This is a genomic window from Bacillus sp. NP247 (assembly GCF_018966865.1).
GTDB lineage: Bacteria > Bacillota > Bacilli > Bacillales > Bacillaceae_G > Bacillus_A.
In genome coordinates this window covers 2,812,184-2,838,561 of record NZ_CP076653.1, presented here as the reverse complement: position 1 = coordinate 2,838,561, position 26,378 = coordinate 2,812,184, and the positions used below count along the sequence as shown (strand labels likewise).

20 protein-coding genes, 9 tRNA genes, 3 rRNA genes and 1 pseudogene are annotated in these 26,378 nt (G+C 39.8%); 2 read left to right on the top strand and 31 right to left on the bottom strand.

Annotated elements, in window-relative coordinates; all coding sequences use genetic code 11:
• Positions 1-8 precede the first annotated feature (8 nt).
• The 21 genes and pseudogenes from KPL75_RS15010 to KPL75_RS14910 form a co-directional block, all read right to left on the bottom strand.
• Positions 9-1,973 carry a S9 family peptidase gene (locus tag KPL75_RS15010; RefSeq protein WP_219916833.1) on the bottom strand — a complete coding sequence of 655 codons (1,965 nt, stop codon included), beginning with the start codon at positions 1,971-1,973 and terminating at the stop codon, positions 9-11.
• A 299-nt stretch (positions 1,974-2,272) separates the two neighbouring features.
• Positions 2,273-4,075, bottom strand: a complete 1,803-nt coding sequence (gene glmS, locus KPL75_RS15005; protein ID WP_219916832.1) for a glutamine--fructose-6-phosphate transaminase (isomerizing) — start codon at positions 4,073-4,075, stop codon at positions 2,273-2,275.
• Between the two features lie 12 nt (positions 4,076-4,087).
• Positions 4,088-4,273: pseudogene (locus tag KPL75_RS15000) on the bottom strand (hypothetical protein).
• Positions 4,274-4,560: 287 nt separating this feature from the next.
• Complete coding sequence (glmM, locus tag KPL75_RS14995; protein ID WP_219916831.1) at positions 4,561-5,907, bottom strand: phosphoglucosamine mutase; 1,347 nt, start codon at positions 5,905-5,907, stop codon at positions 4,561-4,563.
• Positions 5,900-7,375 carry a CdaR family protein gene (locus KPL75_RS14990; RefSeq protein ID WP_219916830.1) on the bottom strand — a complete coding sequence of 492 codons (1,476 nt, stop codon included), beginning with the start codon at positions 7,373-7,375 and terminating at the stop codon, positions 5,900-5,902. The genes glmM and KPL75_RS14990 overlap by 8 nt, the downstream gene beginning before the upstream one ends.
• On the bottom strand, positions 7,368-8,189 hold the full coding sequence (gene cdaA, locus KPL75_RS14985) for a diadenylate cyclase CdaA (protein WP_002113339.1): 822 nt from the start codon (positions 8,187-8,189) through the stop codon (positions 7,368-7,370). Before cdaA ends, KPL75_RS14990 begins: the two co-directional genes overlap by 8 nt.
• 243 nt (positions 8,190-8,432) lie before the next feature.
• Positions 8,433-9,326: an arginase gene (gene rocF, locus KPL75_RS14980; RefSeq protein WP_219916829.1), complete on the bottom strand. Its 894-nt coding sequence runs from the start codon at positions 9,324-9,326 to the stop codon at positions 8,433-8,435.
• A 269-nt stretch (positions 9,327-9,595) separates the two neighbouring features.
• A complete protein-coding gene (locus KPL75_RS14975; protein WP_219916828.1) occupies positions 9,596-10,741 on the bottom strand; it encodes a glycerate kinase in 1,146 nt (381 codons plus the stop codon).
• Positions 10,742-10,866: 125 nt separating this feature from the next.
• Positions 10,867-10,939: transfer RNA gene (locus KPL75_RS14970), tRNA-Ala, on the bottom strand.
• 10 nt (positions 10,940-10,949) lie between these two features.
• A tRNA-Gly gene (locus tag KPL75_RS14965) sits at positions 10,950-11,021 on the bottom strand.
• A gap of 5 nt (positions 11,022-11,026) precedes the next feature.
• A tRNA-Lys gene (locus KPL75_RS14960) sits at positions 11,027-11,102 on the bottom strand.
• A 5-nt stretch (positions 11,103-11,107) separates the two neighbouring features.
• Positions 11,108-11,182, bottom strand: a tRNA-Gln gene (locus KPL75_RS14955).
• Positions 11,183-11,247: 65 nt separating this feature from the next.
• Positions 11,248-11,331 (bottom strand) — tRNA-Tyr (locus KPL75_RS14950).
• A gap of 16 nt (positions 11,332-11,347) precedes the next feature.
• Positions 11,348-11,423, bottom strand: a tRNA-Val gene (locus KPL75_RS14945).
• Between the two features lie 5 nt (positions 11,424-11,428).
• Positions 11,429-11,503: transfer RNA gene (locus KPL75_RS14940), tRNA-Glu, on the bottom strand.
• Between the two features lie 23 nt (positions 11,504-11,526).
• Positions 11,527-11,599, bottom strand: a tRNA-Thr gene (locus KPL75_RS14935).
• Positions 11,600-11,603: 4 nt separating this feature from the next.
• Positions 11,604-11,678: transfer RNA gene (locus KPL75_RS14930), tRNA-Asn, on the bottom strand.
• Positions 11,679-11,687: 9 nt separating this feature from the next.
• Positions 11,688-11,803, bottom strand: a 5S ribosomal RNA gene (gene rrf, locus KPL75_RS14925).
• Positions 11,804-11,894: 91 nt separating this feature from the next.
• Positions 11,895-14,816 (bottom strand): 23S ribosomal RNA (locus KPL75_RS14920).
• A 146-nt stretch (positions 14,817-14,962) separates the two neighbouring features.
• Positions 14,963-16,514, bottom strand: a 16S ribosomal RNA gene (locus KPL75_RS14915).
• Together the 16S, 23S and 5S rRNA genes with 9 tRNA genes alongside form the textbook arrangement of a ribosomal RNA operon.
• A 223-nt stretch (positions 16,515-16,737) precedes the next feature.
• The gene (locus KPL75_RS14910) at positions 16,738-16,956 is read right to left on the bottom strand and encodes a hypothetical protein (RefSeq protein ID WP_219916827.1); all 219 of its coding nucleotides are present in this window, start codon (positions 16,954-16,956) and stop codon (positions 16,738-16,740) included.
• A 193-nt stretch (positions 16,957-17,149) separates the two neighbouring features.
• Here KPL75_RS14910 and pdaB point away from each other — a divergent pair, with 193 nt between their 5' ends.
• Complete coding sequence (gene pdaB, locus KPL75_RS14905) at positions 17,150-17,914, top strand: polysaccharide deacetylase family sporulation protein PdaB (protein ID WP_219916826.1); 765 nt, start codon at positions 17,150-17,152, stop codon at positions 17,912-17,914.
• 124 nt (positions 17,915-18,038) lie between these two features.
• Here pdaB and kbaA read toward each other — a convergent pair whose 3' ends face one another.
• The gene (gene kbaA, locus KPL75_RS14900) at positions 18,039-18,650 is read right to left on the bottom strand and encodes a KinB signaling pathway activation protein KbaA (RefSeq protein ID WP_219916825.1); all 612 of its coding nucleotides are present in this window, start codon (positions 18,648-18,650) and stop codon (positions 18,039-18,041) included.
• 139 nt (positions 18,651-18,789) lie between these two features.
• On the opposite strand from kbaA, the gene gerD reads away from it, so the two are divergent.
• Positions 18,790-19,401, top strand: a complete 612-nt coding sequence (gene gerD, locus KPL75_RS14895) for a spore germination lipoprotein GerD (protein ID WP_219916824.1) — start codon at positions 18,790-18,792, stop codon at positions 19,399-19,401.
• A 50-nt stretch (positions 19,402-19,451) separates the two neighbouring features.
• On the opposite strand, the gene KPL75_RS14890 is transcribed toward gerD, so the two are convergent.
• The 9 genes from KPL75_RS14890 to KPL75_RS14850 form a co-directional block, all read right to left on the bottom strand.
• Positions 19,452-20,519 carry an Mrp/NBP35 family ATP-binding protein gene (locus KPL75_RS14890; RefSeq protein ID WP_219916823.1) on the bottom strand — a complete coding sequence of 356 codons (1,068 nt, stop codon included), beginning with the start codon at positions 20,517-20,519 and terminating at the stop codon, positions 19,452-19,454.
• A 143-nt stretch (positions 20,520-20,662) separates the two neighbouring features.
• A complete protein-coding gene (cwlD, locus tag KPL75_RS14885) occupies positions 20,663-21,376 on the bottom strand; it encodes an N-acetylmuramoyl-L-alanine amidase CwlD (RefSeq protein ID WP_002113331.1) in 714 nt (237 codons plus the stop codon).
• Positions 21,377-21,442: 66 nt separating this feature from the next.
• On the bottom strand, positions 21,443-21,871 hold the full coding sequence (locus KPL75_RS14880; RefSeq protein WP_219916822.1) for a DUF2521 family protein: 429 nt from the start codon (positions 21,869-21,871) through the stop codon (positions 21,443-21,445).
• A 162-nt stretch (positions 21,872-22,033) separates the two neighbouring features.
• Positions 22,034-22,426: a 30S ribosomal protein S9 gene (gene rpsI, locus KPL75_RS14875; protein WP_000079986.1), complete on the bottom strand. Its 393-nt coding sequence runs from the start codon at positions 22,424-22,426 to the stop codon at positions 22,034-22,036.
• A gap of 21 nt (positions 22,427-22,447) precedes the next feature.
• Entirely contained in the window at positions 22,448-22,885 is a 438-nt protein-coding gene (gene rplM / locus KPL75_RS14870; RefSeq protein WP_002029337.1) for a 50S ribosomal protein L13, read from the bottom strand.
• Between the two features lie 152 nt (positions 22,886-23,037).
• Positions 23,038-23,781, bottom strand: a complete 744-nt coding sequence (gene truA / locus KPL75_RS14865; RefSeq protein WP_309137431.1) for a tRNA pseudouridine(38-40) synthase TruA — start codon at positions 23,779-23,781, stop codon at positions 23,038-23,040.
• 14 nt (positions 23,782-23,795) lie between these two features.
• Positions 23,796-24,590, bottom strand: coding sequence for an energy-coupling factor transporter transmembrane component T family protein (locus KPL75_RS14860; RefSeq protein ID WP_070140538.1), 795 nt, complete (start codon positions 24,588-24,590; stop codon positions 23,796-23,798).
• Positions 24,578-25,459, bottom strand: coding sequence for an energy-coupling factor ABC transporter ATP-binding protein (locus tag KPL75_RS14855; protein ID WP_002113327.1), 882 nt, complete (start codon positions 25,457-25,459; stop codon positions 24,578-24,580). The genes KPL75_RS14860 and KPL75_RS14855 overlap by 13 nt, the downstream gene beginning before the upstream one ends.
• Entirely contained in the window at positions 25,435-26,277 is an 843-nt protein-coding gene (locus tag KPL75_RS14850) for an energy-coupling factor ABC transporter ATP-binding protein (protein ID WP_144505030.1), read from the bottom strand. The genes KPL75_RS14855 and KPL75_RS14850 overlap by 25 nt, the downstream gene beginning before the upstream one ends.
• Positions 26,278-26,378: the final 101 nt, after the last annotated feature.

Sequence of the window (26,378 nt, the reverse complement as noted above, 5' to 3'; positions counted from 1 at the left end):
AATATCCATTATAAACCCTTAAAACCTTCCATACTTTCTCCAAGAATATAGTGTGAAAACCACATCAAATTCTGCTTCATAATAGCTACATTCATTCCCGGTTGATTAGGACTATATGCCATTCCTTTAAATATAATTAATTCTGTATCAACTTCCATATCCATTAATCCTTGATATAGCTCATATGCATTTGTAATTGGAATTCTTGCATCCTTTTCTCCATGTTGGATTAAGGTGGGCGTACAGGCTGATTTAATATATGTCATTGGTGATGTTTTCGTATATATCTCTGGATCATTCCATGGATGATTTCCTAAATACATCCTAATGAAGTAAGGGATATCTGTATGTACATAATGGGTACTCCAGTTAGTAATTCCACCTCCAACTGAAATAGCTTTAAATCTGCTACTAAATGTAGAACAGAAAGCTGATATATATCCCCCGTTACTCCATCCCATAACCCCTACTCTATCTTTATCTACTATCCCTTGATCAACTAGTTTATCAACTCCTGATATAACATCGTCGTAGTCAGCAATCCCCTGTTTTCTATAGTTGGCTTTTAAGAATTCATTACCATAACCAGAACTTCCTCTGTAGTTTGGCTCTAAAACGATAAAGCCCTTTTCGATAAACTGTTCAATAGGATATTTCTCATTAAAACAGTCTGAAAATATCGGAAAAGATGCCCAAGCCGGACCACCATGGATTACTACTAATAAAGGATATTTTTTATTTGCGTCAAACTCTACTGGAGTTGATAAAACACCCTCTATTTCAAGACCATCACTACTTTTCCATGAGATGATTTTCCTGTTACTTTTAAGCTTTCCTTCGAAAAAGCTATTTTCATTCGTTATTTTTTCATCGTCTAAATAGATTTCAAAGGTTTCATTTGTTATAGCCTTATTATAGGATATATGATTTCCATCCCTTGTTATAGAAGCATCCATTATAAAACTATCTGCTTTTTCGCTTAACACTTCCACAGTGCCATCCTCACATAACAGCCCAATAAGGTAATTCGTTTTATCCTGCCATCTAATTAAAATTCCTTTAGCTGTCCACTGTAATGGCATAACCGTACTATCAAAATTTTTTAAAGGTTGAATTGCCTCTCCAGTATTCATATCATATATCTCTAATGTACTTTCTTGTATATGGTTTCTATAGTAATCCTTCTCTCTTATGCTTGCTGCGTAACATATTTTGCTGCCCTCAGGAGAAAAGCAAACGCTCCCGCCCAACAACTTATCTACATTCATCTTTTGTAGTTCCTCAGCTTCAACATCTAATATGTATAGATCACCATTCATATGATCGTTTAGGCTTGGTGTAGCCATAAATACAACCTTTGTCCCATCATTTGAAATATCAAAGTTATGTATATAAAAATCCTTATCCTCCGTTAATTGATAAACACCGCTAATTTCTCGTTCCCCTTTATCATTTTGTATCACTTTTTCTATTTCAATGTAGTATAAACAATTATTCTGGTGTTCCTTACCTATATGTTGAAAATCTCCATATAGTTCCTTACGTTTCTTTATTTCCTCATATTCTTTCGACTGTGCAACATAATAAAAACCTTTACCCGTGGGATCCCATTTAAATGTACTAATCCCTTCTTCCTCATCAGTCATTTGAACCTCACTACAACCGTCTATTGACTTAACAAAGATCTGATTTTTATTAGCTCCGTCACCGCCTGGGCTAAGGTATGCAATAGTCTTAGAATCTGGAGACCATAATGGATGTGTACTATCTATATCTCCAGTTGTTAGTGGGTAAATCTGCCCTTTATCTTTCTCATATATCCATACATGATTTCTATATGTATTGTCTTTCCAGTTAGCGCTCTTCTTAACAAATGCTACATTTTTGCCATCATCACTTATATTTGTACTTGATACGGCCGGTAATGAAATAATCTCTTCTATACTTAAATATGCTTTTTCATTCATTTTCATTAATACCTCCTCGTAATGTCTATGAATCTCTCTTCTCTTCTTGTCATGATGAAGGAAATTGTTCACGGATACTTAAAATGATAACTGAAAATTCAGATGAATAAAAGTAGCTTCATTCCAAATCCGATAAAGTAATACTTTAATTAGTGGGGTTTTCTGTCCATCTCTCCCTATCCACTTGTCAATTTTAGATGTTCTTTTTCGACACAAAAATCCCCCTTTAGATACAATATCTAAAGGGGGGAAAATTCGTAAATTTATTTTAAAGCTACAACTATATCTATTAACCTACCAAGCTCCTACTCAACCGTAACAGACTTAGCTAAGTTACGTGGCTTATCAACGTCACACTCGCGGTGAAGTGCTGCGTAGTATGAGATTAATTGGAATGGAATAACTGCGATTAGCGGTGCTAATGCTTCATGTACAGCTGGTAATACGAAGCTGTCTTCTTCCATTTCTAAGCCTTTCATTGAGATGATACATGGGTTAGCTCCGCGTGCTACTACTTCTTTCACATTACCACGAATTCCAAGGTTTACGTGCTCTTGTGTAGCAAGGGCGATAACTGGTGTACCATTTTCGATTAAGGCAATTGTACCGTGTTTTAATTCTCCTCCAGCAAATCCTTCTGCTTGGATATAAGAGATTTCTTTTAGTTTTAACGCACCTTCTAAACCTACGAAGAAGTCTACACTACGTCCGATGAAGAAGCAGTTGCGTGTTGTTGATAAAAATTGTTTTGCTAATGCATCCATTTCTTCTTTTTGATCACAAAGTACTACCATTGCGTTTGCTACAAGCCCTAGTTCGTGAGTTAAATCGAAATCAAGAATTTCACCTTTAGCTTTGGCAATGTCAGCTGCTAAGATTGAAAGTACTGCAAGTTGTGCTGTGTAAGCTTTCGTTGATGCAACTGCGATTTCTGGTCCTGCGTATAGCGGAAGTGTATAATCAGCTTCACGAGAAAGCGTAGAACCAGGTACGTTTGTAATTGTTAATGCTTTATGGCCCATTTCATTTGTTTGCACAAGTACTGCACGGCTATCAGCTGTTTCACCACTTTGTGAAATATAAATGAAGAATGGTCTTTCTGTTAATAATGGCATGTTGTAAGAGAATTCACTTGCTACGTGTACTTCAACTGGTAATTTCGCGAACTTCTCAATGAATTGCTTTCCAACAAGACCTGCATGATAACTTGTTCCGCATGCAATGATATAAATACGATCGCTATCTAAAATTGCGTTACGGATATCTTCATCCAGTTCAATCTCGCCATTTTCACCTTGGTACTTTTGAATAATATTACGGATTACAAGTGGTTGCTCATCGATTTCTTTTAGCATGAAATGAGGATACGTTCCTTTTTCAATATCACTTGCGTCTAATTCCGCTGTAAACGGTGCACGTTCAATCGTTTCACCTTGTAAGTTTTTAATTGTAATGCTTTCTTTTGTTACGATTACGATTTCTTTATCCATTAACTCGATAAATTGATCTGTAACTTGTAACATCGCCATAGCGTCGCTCGCCACAACATTAAAGTTGTCACCAACACCTACTAATAGCGGGCTTTTGTTTTTAGCAACATAAATCATGTTTGGATTTTCAGCATCAAGTAGTCCGATTGCGTAAGAACCATGTAAAAGAGATAACGTGTTACGGAACGCTTCTTCTACACTTAGTCCTGTGCTTACTTGTTGTTCCATAAGTTGCACGATAACCTCTGTATCTGTCTCACTTACGAACGTTACATCTTGTAAATATTCTTTTTTCACTAATTCATAGTTTTCAATTACACCGTTATGAACTAGCGTAAAGCGTTTTGATGTACTTTGATGCGGATGCGCGTTTACTTTGCTTGGAACACCGTGTGTAGCCCAGCGTGTGTGACCGATTCCCACGTTTGCTGCTACATTCTCCTCTACGACTTCGCGAAGTTTTGCAATACGGCCTTTTTCTTTGTATACAACAACACCGTTCTCTGCTTGTACTGCAATACCTGCTGAATCATATCCACGATATTCTAGCTTTTCTAAACCTTTTAATAAAATTTCCTTTGCATCTTGCTCTCCAATAAATCCTACAATTCCACACATGTTTAGTCGCCGTTACAAATGCTTACACTGCTCTGCGAACATGTAACGACATAGTCCGATACCATTTTTATTTGTACTAAAAAACGGATTACATATTGCTAGCCCTGTAAGCTTGTAACGGCTTTCACCTTCCTCTCGATTGGGTTAAAGTCCGTATATACTTATACAGCTAGTATTCATCCGTTCCTTTTCTCTCATCACACTTTCACCTTTGTCCACTAAGTCACCTTAATGTTTTAAGTAAAAGCTTGCGGTTGTGATGAACAACCGGGAGTTATCCGCCGAAATCTCGATAAAACTCCTCCTCGTCAACTACACTACTTGTAGCTCTGGCGCTTTTATAATTTACAATATTTACTTTGAGAAAAAGAACAAGACCATCTTATAACAAACAATATAAACCGTCAATGAAATTTTTTTCATTGTCTATAAAACATATGAAAAAGGAGCACTTCTTGTGCTCCTTTTAAAACAAATCCAGTAAATTATTCAGCTCCAACTTCAGCTTTCACAACTTCTACAATACGGTGCACATAAGCATCACAAATTTCTTGTGTCGGTGCTTCTGCCATTACACGAATAAGTGGCTCCGTTCCAGATGGACGAACAAGAATACGACCCTCGCCGTTCATTTCTTCCTCTACAACTTGAATAATTTCTTTAATTTTTTCATTTTCTAATGCTAGTTTTTTATCTGTTACACGAACGTTTACTAGTAATTGTGGGAATTTTGTCATCTCACTTGCAAGCTCAGATAATGGCTTTTTCGTCATTTTCATGATGTTTACAAGTTGAAGAGCACTTAACATTCCATCACCAGTTGTAATGTAATCAAGTAAGATAATGTGACCTGATTGTTCTCCACCCAGGTTATATCCACCACGTTTCATTTCTTCCATTACGTATCGGTCACCAACTGCTGTTTTATCACTTGTAATACTGTTTGCTTCAAGTGCTTTGTAGAAACCTAAGTTACTCATAACTGTTGAAACAACTGTATTATGTTTTAATTGACCAGTTTCTTTCATATACTTCGCGCAAATAAACATAATTTGATCGCCATCAACGATGTTTCCTTTTTCATCTACAGCGATTAATCGGTCGCCATCACCATCAAAAGCAAGTCCGATATCAGCACCTTTTTCTTTTACTAATTCAGCTAAGACTTCTGGATGTGTAGATCCGACGCCTTCGTTAATATTCATACCGTTTGGAGAAGTTCCCATCGTTGAAATATCAGCTTCTAAGTCTGCAAATAAGTATGGAGCTAAAGAAGAAGTCGCACCGTGTGCGCAATCTAAAGCGATATGTAAACCAGAGAAATCTTCCTCTACAGTTTGTTTAATGTATTGTAAATATTTTTGTCCACCTTCAAAGTAATCGCTCACTTGACCAAGGTTAGTACCTGTTGGACGTGGTAACTCGTCAACTTCTTTGTCTAATAATGCTTCAATTTCTGCTTCTTGCTCATCTGTTAATTTGAAACCATCTGAACCGAAGAACTTAATTCCATTATCTTGTACTGGATTATGAGATGCAGAAATCATAACACCCGCTTGTGCATCTAAAGCTTTTGTTAAATAAGCCACACCTGGTGTAGAAATAACACCAAGACGCATTACTTCTGCTCCAGTTGATAATAGACCTGCTACTAAAGCTCCTTCTAACATATGTCCAGATATACGTGTATCACGGCCAATAATTACTTTTGGACGATCTGTATCTTTTGTTAATACATAGCCGCCAAAACGTCCAATTTTGAATGCTAATTCAGGTGTTAATTCCTTATTTGCAACCCCGCGTACTCCGTCTGTACCAAAATATTTACCCATTATTATTCGCTCCTTTTTCGTGCTCTTTTTGATTATCTACTGTTGGTTCTTGGCCATTTTCTTTATCTTTTTCTTTTTCTTTATCTTTTTCTTTTTCCTGATCCTTTTCTGGATTGGTTTCAGGATTTTTTGGTTTGTCAGTTTGATTTTCTTGATTGTTTTTTGAATCTGGTTGTTCAATATTACCCTGTACTTCTTTATCTGGTTTTTCTTTCTTCACAATTGTGACTTTAGCACTTTTTTGTTTTGCTTCTATCGAAATATTACCAGGACCGCTCACTTGAATAGAAACATCCTTCGTCCCCGGAGATACATTTTGCAGATTAATCGCAGCTGTTATTTGAGCAGCTGTTATTTTATCTACTATACTTGCTTCTCCTGAAATATCAACGCTTATCTTTCCATCTTGTGGCGAAAGTAGCTGAGCAGTAACATCATTCGGAATTCCATTTTTTTGAATCGGGATACCATCAATAGTTTTACTTTTCGTTTGTTTTACCTTTTGTACCCCTACGGAAACCTTCACTTGATTTGGTTTTGCACTTGTTACACCTTTTGGCAATAAAACAGAGGCATCGAATGTTGTAGAATCCGTCAATTGACTAAGATCTACCTCGACCCCCTCTATAGATTGTATATTATCCAAAATGTCTTTTGGACCTGCTATCGTTACTTCTTTTGGTTCAACACTAATACTTGTAACAGCTAAACCTTCTGGTAAATTCCCTTTTTTCGTATATGTTAAAGGAACTGTTTTTTCGACGTTATTTGCTGTAGCTTGCGTTGCTACATTCAACGTTACACTAATTTTAGATGGATTTGTTCTTACATTTAAGCGTTTTCCTTCTTTATTGTATAATGTAACTTCTGGTGTTTTTGTAACAGTTTTATTAACACCTTTTAAATCGATATATGCCTTAGCAGATGAAATACTTTCTATTTCTTCTTTCGTCCCAACTACCTCAACAGTATCAGGCTTAATAACTGATTTTTCAAGAGTAGCACCCGCTGGCATCTGATCTTCATTTGATAATTTCAAGTCTACATGAACATACTTTTTCGCTTTTTCATGCAGAGTGACTTTAATTGTTGCTGGCTGGACTGTTCCTTTCACATCATCTGGAAGCCCATTCGCTTTTAAAGAAACTTCATAAGTTCCTTTTTGACTATCTCGCAAGTCAACTGATATATCAAATTGTTTTTTTGCTTTTGCTGTAGCAACTGCTGATTTTGGGCCTTCCAACTTCACCTTGACTCCACCTGCTGGAATACCACTTACAATATATTTCTCTTCATCATACTTAAGGGTAATAGGATAATCAGTTAATGTTTCTTTCGTTTCATTTACGAAAGGTAATATACTCGATGTCGTATTTTTTTCAGTTAAAGTTGCTGACATAAAAAGCATACACGCCAATAGTAATGAGATTCCTTTTAAAAACCAATGATTCTCCATTAACTTATCCATGACGCTTTCTCCTCCAATTCCATAAAGACGAAGAAGTCGTTTTTTCGTTCCCACTAAATTCTGTTAACAACATATCCTTCAGCTGTTCTGTCTTCAAATCACGATGTAACTCACCGTTTTTCGTTAAAGAAATTTGACCCGTTTCTTCCGACACAACTACTGTAATACTATCAGTAACTTCACTAACTCCCATTGCAGCGCGATGCCTTGTTCCTAACTCCTTAGAAATGAACGGACTTTCTGATAGCGGAAGATAACATGCTGCTGCTTTAATTGTACTTCCCTGCATAATTACTGCTCCATCATGAAGAGGCGTATTAGGGATAAAAATATTAATGAGTAATTCTGATGACACATTTGCGTTCAGCGGAATACCCGTTTCCACATAGTCACCCATCCCAGTCTCTTTTGACAACGTAATTAATGCACCAATTCTACGTTTCCCCATATATTCCGTTGCTTTCGCTATCGCTGTTGCAACAATTTCAGGTTCATCGTCCTCGTGAGTTCCCACACGCGAAAACAAGCTACCTCGTCCTAGCTGCTCAAGTGCTCTTCGTAATTCTGGCTGAAAGATAATAATAACGGCCAAGAATCCCCACGTTAATACTTGTTCTGTTAGCCAGTATAGCGTGTGCAATTCAAGTAAAATACTAATCATCCGGACGACAATAATAACTGTAATACCTTTTAAAAGTTGAACAGCCTTCGTGCCCCGGATTATAAGAATTAGCTTATATATAATAAACCATACAACAGCAATATCTAATGCCGTACTAAGATATTTCAAAATGGTCGTATCTTCAAAAGGCATGCTAACCCTTCCTCCTACTTACGAGCAATTCTATCCATATATTGAAATATTATTTTATGCTCTATCTGTATGTATTTCCAACAACTAGTTAATTATACCATACATGAAACAAACGACAATTACAAACGCCCCCTTAGCTTAAATTGGTAAGATGTCAAACTTTCTTATCCTACAGTGTAATATAAATTATTATACGCCTATTTTCCAATAAAAAAAGCAACTTCACAGTTGCTTTTCTTACATTTATTTCAGTTTTTCACCGAATAAAGAACCCATTAAAGCAACCGCTGTTGTTGCTGTTCTGTTTCTCTCATCTAAAATTGTATTTACTTCAACAAATTCAGCAGATGTAACAATATCAGCTTCTGCTAACATCTCCATCGCTAAGTGGCTTTCACGATAAGATAGACCACCAATTACAGGTGTTCCAACTCCTGGTGCGTCATGAGGATCAAGCCCATCTAAATCTAATGATAAATGAACACCATCAGTATGAGATAAATACGCAATTGTTTCTTCCATAACAGCCGTCATACCCATACGATCAATTTCATGCATTGAGAATACTTTAATGCCTTCATCGCGAATAAAGTCTTTTTCTCCTTCATCTAATGCACGTGCACCGATAATTACAACGTTCTCTTTCTTCACCTTTGGATATGACCCGTATAAGTCTACAAGTGAAGAATGTCCATATCCTAAACTTGCAGCAAGTGACATACCGTGAATATTTCCAGATGGTGAAGTCTCTTCTGTATTTAAATCACCATGTGCATCATACCAAATAACACCTAAATTTTTATAATGTTTCGCTACACCAGCTAGCGTACCGATAGCAATACTATGGTCACCGCCTAATACAAGTGGAAAACGACCTTCTTCTATAATATGATCAACCTTAGTCGCTAGTTCATTACATACAGTTGCAACTTGTGCAAGGTTTCTTAACTTTGTATTTTCATCTACTTCTTTTTCTCTCTCTATACATATATCTCCCATATCTTTTACGTCATATCCAATTTGTTCAATTCTTTCAACTACCCCTGCATAACGGATCGCGCTTGGTCCCATATCAACCCCGCGACGCATCTGTCCTAAATCCATTGGAACGCCAATAACTGAGATTTCTTTTTTCATAGATAGTATCCCCCTTTTATGCCTTCACTAAATATTTTAAATCTTTTATATAGTCTGACTCAACTCGACATTTTTCTGCATGGATATACATTTTATTCACTTATATTTACGTTGGACTCCCAATTTTAAAACTGTTCTATGTATAAAGTTAACTTAATGAACCGACTAACTTTTCTATCAGCTAATATTTTTATCAGTGCTTTTCTCCATCACTACCTATAATTACACAAAATATCCTCAAATAAATGGATAAAAAAACACTTCTATATTTAGAAACGTTTTTCTGATGCTAGTTTCCACACTGCTGCAATATTTCTTGCTGCCATTTCGATATTCTCTTCTGCCGCTTTATATGCTTCTTCTAATGTCATTGGACTAGCCGTAATACTAAACACTGCATCAATTCCCTTTTCATAAATAATTGTATAATTCGGAGATACAGATCCACCAATAGCAATTACCGGAATATGACGACGTTTCGCCCGCTTCGCGACACCAACAGGAGCTTTTCCATATGCTGTTTGTTCATCTATTCTTCCCTCACCAGTTACAATAAGATCAGCACCCTCTATACACTTATCAAAATTTGTATAATCTAATACAATTTCAATCCCTTTTCTTAGCTGTCCCTTTAGTACTGCAACGACAGCGGCTCCCGTTCCTCCAGCTGCCCCCGCACCTGGTATTTCAGATACATCAAAAGACACATGTTGTTTAAGTATATTAGCATAATGTTTTAAATTCTCATCTAGCTCTTTCATCATCTCTACATTCGCACCTTTTTGTCTCGCAAATACAAAAGATGCCCCGCTCGGTCCAACTAACGGGTTATCTACATCACATGCCGCTTCTAATTTTATATCCTCCAGGCGTGAATCAATCCTAGAAAGGTCAACAGTGGTTATCAAATGCAATGTCCCTCCAGAGGGTTCTATTACCTCACCTTTCCTATTTATAAATCTTGCGCCTAAGGCAGATAGCATACCAGCCCCACCATCATTTGTAGCACTTCCTCCAAGCCCTAAAATAATGTGTTTAGTTCCTTGATCTAATGCATGTAATATAACTTCGCCTGTCCCTTTTGTCGTTGTAATAAGTGGGTTTCTCTTTTCAATTGGAACGTGTTGTAACCCCGATGCTGCTGCCATTTCAATAAATGCCGTCTTCTTATCCTTAGACATACCATAAAAAGCTTGCACGCTCTCTCCAAGCGGCCCTGTCACATTAAGTGATATAATTCTCCCCATTGTAGCACCAACAAGAGATTCAACCGTTCCTTCGCCCCCATCTCCAATTGGTACTTTAACATACTCTGCTTTAGGAAAAATTGCTGCAAAGCCTCTTTCAATAGCTTCACATACCTCTATAGCTTTCAGGCTTTCTTTATATGAATCCGATGCAATAACAACCTTCATAGTTACCTCCTCCTTATTCAATCCTTTTTTTTATTTTAAACGATATACGGAAAAGTTGCCTTTTCGAGTGGAATTTAAACACAAAAAAAGCTCACATCATTTGATGTAAGCTTTCCCTATTTATATGGAGCCTAGCGGGATCGAACCGCTGACCTCCTGCGTGCAAGGCAGGCGCTCTCCCAGCTGAGCTAAGGCCCCGTAGTAATAAAGCGGAAGACGGGATTCGAACCCGCGACCCCAACCTTGGCAAGGTTGTATTCTACCACTGAACTACTTCCGCGAAAATGGTGAGCCATGAAGGATTCGAACCTTCGACCCTCTGATTAAAAGTCAGATGCTCTACCAACTGAGCTAATGGCTCGTAAATGGCTGGGCTAGCTGGATTCGAACCAGCGCATGACGGAGTCAAAGTCCGTTGCCTTACCGCTTGGCTATAGCCCATTAATATTTACTAGTATGGTTATCTTCTCAAAAAAATAAACCCTCTCAGGTTATTTTAAAGAAAATGGTGGAGGGGGGCAGATTCGAACTGCCGAACCCGAAGGAGCGGATTTACAGTCCGCCGCGTTTAGCCACTTCGCTACCCCTCCGACATTTAAACATATATGGTGGAGGATGACGGGATCGAACCGCCGACCCCCTGCTTGTAAGGCAGGTGCTCTCCCAGCTGAGCTAATCCTCCAAAAGTGGTGACCCGTACGGGATTCGAACCCGTGTTACCGCCGTGAAAGGGCGGTGTCTTAACCACTTGACCAACGGGCCAAAAAAATTCAAAAATTTTCCCAAGCTTCCAACCGGGCTTGAACCGGTGACCTCTTCCTTACCATGGAAGTACTCTACCAGCTGAGCTATGGAAGCATAATGGCTCCGCAGGTAGGAATCGAACCTACGACCGATCGGTTAACAGCCGATAGCTCTACCGCTGAGCTACTGCGGAATAATATAAGCCTGGCAACGTCCTACTCTCACAGGGACAAGGTCCCAACTACCATCGGCGCTAGAGAGCTTAACTTCCGTGTTCGGTATGGGAACGGGTGTGACCTCTCTGCCATCATTACCAGACTTTTATCATTATGTACATTCTTTTCAGAATGTCAAAAGGAATTTTAAATATATATTCCTTCAAAACTAGATAACATTTGCTTCATATTATATGGTTAAGTCCTCGATCTATTAGTATTCGTCAGCTCCACATGTCACCATGCTTCCACCTCGAACCTATCAACCTGATCATCTTTCAGGGATCTTACTAGCTTACGCTATGGGAAATCTCATCTTGAGGGGGGCTTCATGCTTAGATGCTTTCAGCACTTATCCCTTCCGCACATAGCTACCCAGCTATGCCCTTGGCAGAACAACTGGTACACCAGCGGTGCGTCCATCCCGGTCCTCTCGTACTAAGGACAGCTCCTCTCAAATTTCCTACGCCCACGACGGATAGGGACCGAACTGTCTCACGACGTTCTGAACCCAGCTCGCGTACCGCTTTAATGGGCGAACAGCCCAACCCTTGGGACCGACTACAGCCCCAGGATGCGATGAGCCGACATCGAGGTGCCAAACCTCCCCGTCGATGTGGACTCTTGGGGGAGATAAGCCTGTTATCCCCGGGGTAGCTTTTATCCGTTGAGCGATGGCCCTTCCATGCGGAACCACCGGATCACTAAGCCCGACTTTCGTCCCTGCTCGACTTGTAGGTCTCGCAGTCAAGCTCCCTTATGCCTTTGCACTCTACGAATGATTTCCAACCATTCTGAGGGAACCTTTGGGCGCCTCCGTTACACTTTAGGAGGCGACCGCCCCAGTCAAACTGCCCACCTGACACTGTCTCCCGGGTCGATAAGACCCGTAGGTTAGAATTTCAATACAGTCAGGGCGGTATCCCACCAGCGCCTCCACCGAAGCTAGCGCTCCGGTTTCAATGGCTCCCGCCTATCCTGTACAAACTGTACCAAAATTCAATATCAGGCTACAGTAAAGCTCCACGGGGTCTTTCCGTCCTGTCGCGGGTAACCTGCATCTTCACAGGTACTATAATTTCACCGAGTCTCTGGTTGAGACAGTGCCCAAATCGTTACACCTTTCGTGCGGGTCGGAACTTACCCGACAAGGAATTTCGCTACCTTAGGACCGTTATAGTTACGGCCGCCGTTTACTGGGGCTTCAGTTCAGAGCTTCGCTTACGCTAACCCCTCTCCTTAACCTTCCAGCACCGGGCAGGTGTCAGCCCCTATACTTCGCCTTACGGCTTCGCAGAGACCTGTGTTTTTGCTAAACAGTCGCTTGGGCCTATTCACTGCGGCTTTCCGTTAAGAAAGCACCCCTTCTCCCGAAGTTACGGGGTCATTTTGCCGAGTTCCTTAACCAGAGTTCTCTCGCACACCTTAGGATTCTCTCCTCGCCTACCTGTGTCGGTTTGCGGTACAGGCACCTTTTATCTCGCTAGAAGCTTTTCTTGGCAGCGGGGAATCAAAGACTTCGCTCCATAAGGAGCTTCCCCATCACAGCTCAGCCTTCACGATAAGCGGATTTGCCTACTTATCAGCCTAACTGCTTGGACGTGCACAACCAATCGCACGCTTCTTCTATCCTTCTGCGTCCCTCCATTGCTCAAACGATAAAGAGGTGGTACAGGAATATCAACCTGTTGTCCATCGCCTACGCCTGTCGGCCTCGGCTTAGGTCCTGACTAACCCTGAGCGGACGAGCCTTCCTCAGGAAACCTTAGGCATTCGGTGGACGGGATTCTCACCCGTCTTTCGCTACTCATACCGGCATTCTCACTTCTAAGCGCTCCACCAGTCCTTCCGGTCTGACTTCACTGCACTTAGAACGCTCCCCTACCACTGATACCATTGGTATCAATTCGCAGCTTCGGTGGTGTATTTAGCCCCGGTACATTTTCGGCGCAGAGTCACTCGACTAGTGAGCTATTACGCACTCTTTAAATGGTGGCTGCTTCTGAGCCAACATCCTAGTTGTCTAAGCAACTCCACATCCTTTTCCACTTAATACACACTTTGGGACCTTAGCTGGCGATCTGGGCTGTTTCCCTCTTGACTACGGATCTTATCACTCGCAGTCTGACTCCTAAGGATAAGTCATTGGCATTCGGAGTTTGACTGAATTCGGTAATCCGATGAGGACCCCTAGTTCAATCAGTGCTCTACCTCCAAGACTCTTACACTTAAGGCTAGCCCTAAAGCTATTTCGGGGAGAACCAGCTATCTCCAGGTTCGATTGGAATTTCTCCGCTACCCACACCTCATCCCCGCACTTTTCAACGTGCGTGGGTTCGGGCCTCCATTCAGTGTTACCTGAACTTCACCCTGGACATGGGTAGATCACCTGGTTTCGGGTCTACGACCACGTACTAAACGCCCTATTCAGACTCGCTTTCGCTGCGGCTCCGCCTCTTCAGCTTAACCTCGCACGGGATCGTAACTCGCCGGTTCATTCTACAAAAGGCACGCCATCACCCATTAACGGGCTCTGACTATTTGTAGGCACACGGTTTCAGGATCTCTTTCACTCCCCTTCCGGGGTGCTTTTCACCTTTCCCTCACGGTACTGGTTCACTATCGATCACTAGGGAGTATTTAGCCTTGGGAGATGGTCCTCCCAGATTCCGACGGAATTTCACGTGTTCCGCCGTACTCAGGATACATTCAAGAGAGAACGAAGTTTCGACTACGGGGTTGTTACCCTCTGTGACGGACCTTTCCAGGTCGCTTCGTCTACCTCGTTCCTTTGTAACTCCGTATAGAATGTCCTACAACCCCAAGAGGCAAGCCTCTTGGTTTGGGCTAGATTCCGTTTCGCTCGCCGCTACTCAGGAAATCGCATTTGCTTTCTCTTCCTCCAGGTACTTAGATGTTTCAGTTCCCTGGGTCTGTCTTCCATACCCTATGTATTCAGGTAAGGATACCATACCATTACGTATAGTGGGTTTCCCCATTCGGAAATCTTCGGATCAAAGCTTACTTACAGCTCCCCGAAGCATATCGGCGTTAGTCCCGTCCTTCATCGACTCCTAATGTCAAGGCATCCACCGTGCGCCCTTTCTAACTTAACCAAACTAAAATTAAAAAAATATGAGCTACACTGTTATCTAGTTTTCAAAGAACATACATTTAAACTTGAGAGATAGTTCTCTCAAAACTGAACGAAACGAAACAAGTCAACGTTTATTGATGAACTGCGTTCATCAATTCTCCATAGAAAGGAGGTGATCCAGCCGCACCTTCCGATACGGCTACCTTGTTACGACTTCACCCCAATCATCTGTCCCACCTTAGGCGGCTGGCTCCATAAAGGTTACCCCACCGACTTCGGGTGTTACAAACTCTCGTGGTGTGACGGGCGGTGTGTACAAGGCCCGGGAACGTATTCACCGCGGCATGCTGATCCGCGATTACTAGCGATTCCAGCTTCATGTAGGCGAGTTGCAGCCTACAATCCGAACTGAGAACGGTTTTATGAGATTAGCTCCACCTCGCGGTCTTGCAGCTCTTTGTACCGTCCATTGTAGCACGTGTGTAGCCCAGGTCATAAGGGGCATGATGATTTGACGTCATCCCCACCTTCCTCCGGTTTGTCACCGGCAGTCACCTTAGAGTGCCCAACTTAATGATGGCAACTAAGATCAAGGGTTGCGCTCGTTGCGGGACTTAACCCAACATCTCACGACACGAGCTGACGACAACCATGCACCACCTGTCACTCTGCTCCCGAAGGAGAAGCTCTATCTCTAGAGTTTTCAGAGGATGTCAAGACCTGGTAAGGTTCTTCGCGTTGCTTCGAATTAAACCACATGCTCCACCGCTTGTGCGGGCCCCCGTCAATTCCTTTGAGTTTCAGCCTTGCGGCCGTACTCCCCAGGCGGAGTGCTTAATGCGTTAACTTCAGCACTAAAGGGCGGAAACCCTCTAACACTTAGCACTCATCGTTTACGGCGTGGACTACCAGGGTATCTAATCCTGTTTGCTCCCCACGCTTTCGCGCCTCAGTGTCAGTTACAGACCAGAAAGTCGCCTTCGCCACTGGTGTTCCTCCATATCTCTACGCATTTCACCGCTACACATGGAATTCCACTTTCCTCTTCTGCACTCAAGTCTCCCAGTTTCCAATGACCCTCCACGGTTGAGCCGTGGGCTTTCACATCAGACTTAAGAAACCACCTGCGCGCGCTTTACGCCCAATAATTCCGGATAACGCTTGCCACCTACGTATTACCGCGGCTGCTGGCACGTAGTTAGCCGTGGCTTTCTGGTTAGGTACCGTCAAGGTGCCAGCTTATTCAACTAGCACTTGTTCTTCCCTAACAACAGAGTTTTACGACCCGAAAGCCTTCATCACTCACGCGGCGTTGCTCCGTCAGACTTTCGTCCATTGCGGAAGATTCCCTACTGCTGCCTCCCGTAGGAGTCTGGGCCGTGTCTCAGTCCCAGTGTGGCCGATCACCCTCTCAGGTCGGCTACGCATCGTTGCCTTGGTGAGCCGTTACCTCACCAACTAGCTAATGCGACGCGGGTCCATCCATAAGTGACAGCCGAAGCCGCCTTTCAATTTCGAACCATGCAGTTCAAAATATTATCCGGTATTAGCCCCGGTTTCCCGGAGTTATCCCAGTCTTATGGGCAGGTTACCCACGTGTTACTCACCCGTCCGCCGCTAACTTCATAAGAGCAAGCTCTTAATCCATTCGCTCGACTTGCATGTATTAGGCACGCCGCCAGCGTTCATCCTGAGCCAGGATCAAACTCTCCAATAAAGTTAGTTTGTCTAGCATCTAAAAATAAAAATTGACGTTCACGTTGTTTGTTTCGTTCAGTTTTCAAAGAACTTCTTTGTCGCTCATTTGCGACTTCCTTATGTTAACATCTTCATTTTTCGATGTCAACTAAGTTTTTCAATTTCTTTTTTGCCGTTTTCTGCGTTTCTGCATCAGCGACGTTTATTAATTTATCATATACTTACTCCTAACGTCAATAATTTTAATAAAAAAATCTTTTTCTTACATAACGAATACATTCTTCCCTATTAGCAACCCTCCGAAATAAACAAAAAATGATTTTATACCTTTCTTCCATCGCCTTTTTTACAACGCTATGTATACGCTCATCTTCAAAATCAAATAAAAGTTCCTCTAACTCTCTCTTCAGTATGTATTCCATTTCTTTTCTTTCTTCCTTCGTCAACATAATCCCAAGCAAATTATCACCCCAATAACTCCTTACATTTATCGATAAACGCCCCACTCATTTTCAAATATCAATAATGTATCATCAAAAAACAAAATTCTATCACTCATTATATCCACCACTTACGATATTAATCCCTTGTTCTCTTTTTTTAATTTAAAGCATATATGTAACTGAAAAGGATTGGACAAAGGGGCGTAATATTATGTTTTTCTTTTTTATTACGAGTAAAAGAACATTTAAACACATTAGCTTAATAGTCGTACTTTCCTTATTTACAGCATGGCTACTCTTTTTAAAAACATATTCACATGAATCTGCTTTTTCAACTGCTACCGGCCCTAAGGTGATTTACAAAGGGGACACTGCAAAAAAACAAGTTGCATTCACGTTTGACATTAGTTGGGGAGACCAAAAAGCTATTCCAATCCTTAATACACTCAAAGAAAGAGAAATTAAGAATGCAACCTTCTTTCTCTCTGCTGCATGGGCTGAAAGACACCCTGATATTGTCGAACGCATCATGAAAGATGGACATGAAATTGGTAGTATGGGCTATAATTACACATCCTACACTTCATTAGAAGCAAATGAAATAAGACGAGATCTTTTGCGGGCACAAGATGTTTTTACGAAACTTGGCGTAAAACAAGTCAAGCTATTACGTCCACCTAGTGGCGATTTTAACAAAACGACTCTTAAAATAGCGGAATCACTCGGATACACCCTCGTTCATTGGAGTAACAATTCAAATGACTGGAAAAATCCCGGCGTAAATAAAATCGTTTCCACGGTCTCTAGCAATTTAAAGGGTGGAGATATTGTCCTATTACATGCTTCTGATTCTGCCCTTCAAACAAATAAGGCTTTACCATTACTCTTACAAAAATTAAAGAGCGACGGATATGAACAAACATCTGTATCACAACTTATTTCCAACACAAGTACAAAAAGTGAAGATATTAAATAGTTCCTTTCTACACGATTCTTCACACATAAAAAGCTCTGCTATCTTTCGTTAAGATAGCAGAGCTTTTTTATCCTAGTATTTACAGACGATAAGAATCTGGATAATTAAAAATCCACTCTCCTCATTAAACTGACTTACTCTTTTGTCCAATTAAACGATGCAATACAAGTAACTGATATGCATTACATAATAGAAGTGGTATCACCATTAAATATAACCAATCTGTATCATTAATCCGGAGCGCTGGTACCCATTCAAGAATTGTTACAACAACCATAAAGAACAGAGCGGGAACAAATGCTTTTTTATTCGTTTCTTTACTCTTTATATAAGCGACAATTGCCCCAAACACAAATAGCACCCCAGCAACAAGTATGTTATTCCCTAATGAAATTTCTCCATTTGCAATAAGTACTGACCTTAAATAAACGAAATCAAACAATACAAACGCAATAAAGAAAAGTTGCACTGCATTCCATAAAGAAGATGACCGAAACACCCCTAATCCAAAACGATGGATCGTTAAATACGCAAAGAACCCCATTTGACTTATAACACTAAAAATAAACCCTACACCCATCAACCAAAAAGAAATTGCTAAAATCTCTTTTCCGTCGAAATTTTGAAAAAATTTAGCGTACTTGTCCCACTCTAAAACAAAACCAATAAAGACTGTGCTAATCCCACCAAGAAACAACGTCGTAAAAAATAGTCGTACCCACTTGCGGCTATTCACAACACATCCCCCATTATTCTTATATTTCTAATTAAATTGTATCAATGACAATTTCAAAAAGCTAGCCATGTTCATGTATAAATTCCTTAAAGAGATTTATATTAAAAAAAGAGAACTTTGCTGAAAGGAGCTCCAACTTATGAAACGGATGCTGCTCGTTTTGATTTCTTCTTTTCTATTTATAGCACTAGTGGCATGTGCACAAGGAAAAGAAGCAAAATCTGAACTTGATTATGATCAAACAAAAAAAATGATTGTTGATATTTTAAAAACCGATCAAGGAAAAAAAGCGATCCAAGATGTATTAACTGATGAAAAAATGAAACAAGCACTCATACTAGATGAAACAGTAGTAAAGAAAACGATTGAAGATGCGATGGTATCTGAAAAAGGGCAACAATTCTGGGAAAAGCTCTTTAAAGACCCTGAGTTCTCATCGAAATTTGCTAAAAGTATGGGAAAAGAACAAACAAACTTAATGAAAACTTTACTAAAAGATCCTGAATACCAATCAGGTGTTATAGAGATTATGAAAAATCCTGAAGTAGAGAAAATTATGTTACAAACAATGAAGAGTAAAGAATATCGTCAATATTTACAACAAGTACTAACCGAAACCGCTGAAAGTCCACTCTTCCAAGCTAAAATGATCGACATCATTAGTAAAGGTGTACAAAAAGCCGAAAAAGGCGGATCTGATAAAAAAGGCGGCGAAGGCGGTTCTCAAGGTGGGAACAAAGAGCAACAATAAAAATTACAGTAATGAGTGGACAATATATACATTGTCCACTCATTACTACTTTATTTTTGTGTAACAGCTGTTTTATCAATAACCTTCTCAGCTATCGCACGATAAATGAGACCCGTTGTATGTGTATCTTCATATACTGACGGCGCAAAGTCTTCTTTATTCCAATCAGGTTGCTGAAGTGGAATTCGGCCCAGTACATCCGTTTGGAGTTCCGTAGCTAGTTTGTCTCCTCCGCCTCTTCCAAACACATACTCTTTCTCACCAGTTGCTTTACTTTCAAAGTATGCCATATTTTCAACGACACCAAGAATGCTATGTTCTGTACGTAAAGCCATTGCTCCAGCGCGTGCTGCTACAAATGCTGCTGTTGGGTGCGGCGTTGTTACAATAATCTCTTTACAAGACGGCAACATCGAATGCACATCTAACGCAACATCACCTGTACCTGGTGGTAAATCTAATACTAGGTAATCTAAATCACCCCATTCTACTTCTGTGAAAAAGTGATTTAACATTTTCCCAAGCATAGGACCCCTCCAAATAACAGGTGCATTATCTTCTACAAAGAATCCCATTGAGATTACTTTCACACCTAGACGCTCCACTGGTATTATCTTATCACCTCTTACGATTGGACGTTTTTCTATACCCATCATATCCGGTACACTAAAACCGTAAATATCCGCATCAATGATACCAACCTTTTTTCCTAAACGAGCTAAAGCAATTGCAAGGTTAACAGAAACAGTCGATTTCCCTACTCCACCTTTTCCACTTGCCACTGCTAAAAATGTTGTATTTGAGTTCGGTGATAATAAGGATTCACTTTTCTCTTCCTCTTGCGGTGGTGCAAACTGAGCTAATTCCTCTTCTGTAAATTCTGCAAAACGAAGTCCAACTGTTGCTGCTCCAAGTTCCTTTACTAACTTTACAATTCCAGACTGCAACTGCATTTGTTCCGCTGTACCTGTCTTTACAATTGCAATTTTAACACTTACATGTTCCTTCTCCGGCTTGACTGTTACCTCTTTAATTGCATTTGTTTCTTTTAACGTTTTATGTATAAACGGATCTACAATCCCTTCCAATGCTTCCACTACCTGCTCTTTCGTTACCATAATTAGCCCAGCCCCCTGTATGAAAAATAACGTAATGTTAATTAAATTTATCTCTCTTTATCTTTGAAATAAATGCGTTTACATTTCCAGTATAACATATTTTCGGAAAACTTCGTTAACGAGAGAAACTCGAAAAATCCTCCTTATTCTGGAGGATTTCCTTTTTCCGTAAAATAACGTAATATACCACGATATATTGCAGCGGCTACTTTTTGCTGGTATTTCTCCGAATTTAACATATATCTTTCATTCACGTTCGATAAAAAGCCAGCCTCAATTAAAGCACCTGGTTTTTTGGCATACTTCAATAAATACACGTGAGGAATTGTTTTAGCAGAACGATTCGTATTTTCTAAGCTTGTTCTCAATTCAGCTTGTATAAATTTCGCAGCCCGTTCATTTTCAATCGAAGAACGGTAGTAGAACGTTTGTGCGCCCTTAGATCCACTACTAGTTAGGGCATTTAAATGAATACTCGCAAAAAAGTCTACATCAGGCTTATTAATGATTTCAACACGCTTTTTTAAATCCTCTGCTTTACGTCTACTATATGACTTTGTATCTTTATTAGCTAAATCATAATCTCCTTCACGCGTTAAAATGACTAAAGCGCCTTGTTCTTGTAAATAATCTTGTACCTTTTTTGTAATCTCAAGCGTAATATCTTTTTCTACAATATCCTTTCCACCAACAGCCCCTCCGTCTGGCCCACCATGCCCAGCATCTAGTACAATCACTTTCCCTGATAAGGGTAAATTCCAAGCTCGCCACGATTTTGTAATTTGAAATTCTTGTTTAACTAAAAAAAACAAAACAACCGCAGCGAGCGCAAAAGAGATAATTCGAATTCTCTTCATACCTTTCCTCCTCCAGCTAGTCCCTCTAATTACTTATATGGGACAAGAGGAAAGTTTATGCTTGTCTTAGTGTAGCTTTAATCGATATCTTCTTTCGCCTTTTTCATACCCTTCCTGCCACCACAAGCCGATAAACTGCTGGCAAGATTCAAAAAGCAATTCCTCGTCTTGCAACTTAATTTCGCGTATAGTCATACTCGTTAAAAATTGAAATAATGTTTCAGTTAATTGTTGCTCTTCTTCTAAAGCCCTATATTTCACATCAAAGAATGATTCACCATGATAACCAAATTTACTGTATCTCGCTCCTAATAAATAAGATTCTATCCCTAATTCAATACAATAATCTTCATACTGACGATGAAGTTCTTGCATCTGAAAGGCATCACGAATATTTGAACGCAATGTTTTTAATGATAATTCTCGCAGCATCTTCCGCTCGTATTTTAACTGCTTTTCTTTTTGCTTTTCTTGTAAGTTGACAATGACATTCATAGTACTTATAAACCTCCCTAATACGTATTAGTCTAAACTTCTAAAGAAGAAGCATACGCAGGACGTTAGCACTAAAATATTCCAAGCTACAAAAATTACAAAAGAAGAATTAAACATAAAAAAACCCCAACCAAAATGGTTGGGGTTTGAAGTTCGCAAAAATTAACGTTTTGAGAACTGAGGTGCACGACGTGCGCCTTTAAGACCGTATTTTTTACGCTCTTTCATACGTGCGTCACGAGTTAATAGACCTGCACGTTTTAGTGTTAGACGGTATTCTGGATCAGCTTTTAATAAAGCGCGAGAAATACCGTGACGAATAGCACCAGCTTGACCAGTGTATCCACCACCATTTACGTTTACAAGTACATCGTAGTTACCTAAAGTTTCTGTTGCAACTAGAGGTTGTTTCACTACTTCACGTAATGCAGCAAATGGGATATAGTTTTCAAAATCACGACCGTTAATGATAACGCGTCCTTCGCCTGGAACTAGGCGTACGCGCGCTACTGAACTCTTACGACGTCCAGTGCCATAGTATTGAACCTGTGCCAAAGTAAGCCCTCCTTTAATTAATTATCCGCGAAGTTCGTAAACTTCTGGTTGTTGTGCTTGGTGTGGATGCTCTGCTCCAGCATACACGTTTAATTTCTTAGACACTTGACGTCCTAAACGTCCTTTTGGAAGCATGCCTTTAATTGCAAGCTCTAACATTTGTACAGGGTAGTTTGTACGCATTTCTAGAGCTGTTCTTTGCTTAAGTCCACCTGGGTGGTTAGTGTGACGGTAGTAAATTTTATCGTTTAATTTATTACCTGTTAAATGAATTTTCTCAGCGTTAATAATAATTACATGATCACCCGTGTCAACGTGTGGTGTAAATGTAGGTTTGTGTTTACCACGTAAAATGGATGCTACTTCAGTAGATAGGCGACCTAAAGTTTGACCTTCAGCATCAACCACATACCATTTACGCTCAACTTCGTTAGCTTTTGCCATAAAAGTCGTACGCATGTGTTTCCCTCCTCGTTATCTTTTCCATAGAAAAAATCTATTGTTTATCTTAAACACGATTTCCTTCCGGGGCTAATCGTGGTTTTAGAAACAATACCATATGTTATGATATACTTTTGCGTTTCTAATGTCAAGCAAATGTTACACCAGGATTAGTTGTTATAGTTTACCTGCCATAAGTAAAGTCCATGACCTGGAGCCATCTTTCCAGCAAACTGGCGATTTTGTTTCGCTAAAATCTCTGGAATGCTATCAGGGTCAAGCTTTCCTTGTCCTACGTTAAGTAACGTACCAAGAATAATTCTGACCATATTATATAAAAATCCATTACCAACAAAACGAAAAATTAATTCATCATCTTGCTCAATTAACTCGATTTCATAAATTGTTCGCACTTTATCTTTTTTGTCAGTTTTTGCCGAACAAAAAGAAGTAAAGTCATGCGTTCCAATAAAATAAGGAATCGCTTTTCTTATAGCTTTTATTTCGAGCGGATATGGATATTGATATGCGTAATTTCTACGGAATACATCCGCAGTCTTTGATACTAATACACGATAACGATATTCTTTTCTCTCGACACCGTAACGTGCATGAAATTCTTCTGTTTTCTTCTCTACCTGCCTGATAACAATATCATCCGGCAACATTGTATTTAAAGCATTACTCCATTGCCACTCTTCAAGAGACAATGGTGTATCAAAGTGTATCACTTGTCCTTTGGCGTGAACGGTAGAATCCGTTCTGCCTGATGCCTGCACACGAACAAGTTCTCCTTTATGCAACTTCTGCAATGCTTTCTCTATTTCTTGTTGAACAGTACGATGCTGTGGTTGAATTTGGTAACCACAAAAATGAATGCCATCATATGCAACTGTACATTTTATTCTATCCATTTCTCTATTCTCCATTACGACCGCACCCATGCCAAAATACAAGCTAAACAAAGTAAGCTTACAATTGTTACTGTATCACTTATTTTCCAGCGTAGTTGCCTAAATTTAGTACGTCCTTCGCCACTTCGATATCCACGAGCTTCCATCGCAATCGCTAAGTCCTCTGCACGCTTAAAAGCACTGATAAATAGGGGAACGAGTAGTGAGATAATAGCTTTCATCCTATCTTTTATCGGTCCTCCAGCAAAATCAATACCACGTGACGCCTGCGCTTTCATAATTTTACTCGTTTCATCCATTAATGTGGGGATAAATCGAAGAGAAATTGACATCATTAATGCGATTTCATGAACAGGAACTTTCATACGCTTCAACGGCTTTAATAACGTCTCTAAACCATCTGTAATCTCAATTGGTGTCGTTGTTAACGTTAATAACGTCGTCATTAAAATAATAACGAAAAATCGTATAGAAATGTAGATTCCTTGCTCTAATCCTTTTTCATGTATCGAAAACCAACCAAGCTGGAATAGTACTTCCCCTTCTTTATTTGTAAAAATATGCAGGAAAAATGTAAAAAGAAAAATCCATAAAATTGGTTTTAAGCCCGAAAGTACATAACGAATCGGCACTTTTGCAAAAAATAAAGCAATGAGTGCATATAAAAATAAAAATCCATATGAAATCGCATTATTTGCTAAGAAAACAACAAATACATATAAAAAGACAATCAACAGCTTCGTACGAGGATCAAGTTGATGAATGAGTGACTGACCTGGAATGTATCTCCCAATAATCAACTGCTGCATGATTCATGACCACCTTTTCGTAACACCTGTACAACTTCATGAGTAAGATCCTCTAAAGATAAGGTAGCCTTCGAAATTGAAATACCAAACTTCTCTTCAATTGCACGTTTATACTTTAAAGACATTGGAAGATCCACACCGATTTGTTCTAATTCATCAGCATGTGAAAATACTTCCTCTGCTCTTCCTTGCAAAAAGACCGTTCCTTTATGCATGACTACTATTTGATCTGCATACTTAGCGGCATCCTCCATATTATGGGTGACAAGAATAACTGTAAGCCCCTGTTCCTTATGCAAATTGTAAAACATCTCCATGAGCTCGTGCTGTCCTTTCGGATCAAGCCCTGCTGTAGGTTCATCTAATACAAGCACTTCGGGTTCCATCGCAAGTACGCCTGCTATTGCAACACGCCTCATTTGCCCACCGCTTAATTCAAACGGGGAACGTGCTAATAACTCTATATCCAATCCAACAAGCTGGATTGCATCCTTTGCCTTTTGTTTCGCCTCTTCTTCAGATACACCAAAATTAGTAGGCCCAAAACAAATGTCCTTTTCAACTGTTTCTTCAAATAGTTGATGTTCTGGAAACTGAAAGACAACCCCTACTTTTTTTCGTAGCGGCTTAAGTTTCTTCTCTTTCTTCCCTGCTGAAATTAAATGTTCACCAATTTGAACCGTACCATTTGTCGGCTGCAATAAACCATTTAAATGTTGAATCATCGTCGACTTACCTGAACCAGTATGACCGATAATGGCATAATAGCCCCCACTTGGAAACGACACGTCTACATCATAAAGTGCGCGTCTTTCAAATGGAGTTTTATATTGATAACGATGTTCTACTTTTTGGAATGTAATCTCCAAAGTTCGTTCACCAAGCTTTCCATTGTAAGATGCATATTTTGCAAGTGAATTTCATTTCTTTTTAATAATTCTGCTATTTTTACCGAAAAAGGTACATCTAATCCAATCTCTTGGAGCATATGAGAGGATTTGAAAATTTGCTCTGGAGTACCTTCCTCTAATATTTCTCCCTTGTTCAAAATAATAATACGGTCTGACTGTGCCGCTTCTTCTAAATCGTGCGTAATCGATAACACCGTAATACCCTTTTGATTAACAAGTTGTCTGACCGTTTCTACTACTTCACGTCTTCCCTGAGGGTCTAACATTGAAGTTGCTTCATCTAGTATTAAAATAGATGGCTGAAGTGCTAAAATACCTGCTATTGCGACTCGCTGCTTTTGTCCACCAGATAACGAATGGGGTTCTTCATTTAAAAAATCTTCCATACGGACAAGTTGCAGAGCTTGTTCTAGTCTTTCTATCATCTGCTCCCTTGGCATTCCGATGTTCTCAAGGCCGAATACAACGTCATCTTGTACTGTCGTTCCAACAAATTGATTATCTGGATTTTGAAATACCATCCCAATTTGCTTTCGAACATCCCATACTGTTTCCTCTGATAAAATCATTGTATCATTTACAGTAATTGTCCCTGATTCCGGTAAAAATAAGCCATTCAATAATTTTGCAAGTGTAGACTTCCCTGAACCATTTTGTCCAATAACAGATACCCATTCTCCTTCATATAAGGAAAACGAAACATCTTTTAATGCATAAGAGGCTGCCCCAGGATATTGAAATGATATATTTTCTGTCCGAAGTTTCTCTTTTTTCAATACAAGGCACCCTTTCTATCGCCAAGTTAGCCTATTTTTCTATACTTAAAAAAAAAGGGCCATGACCAGTTACTTGAAAAGAACTGTCCTGCCCTTTTAAT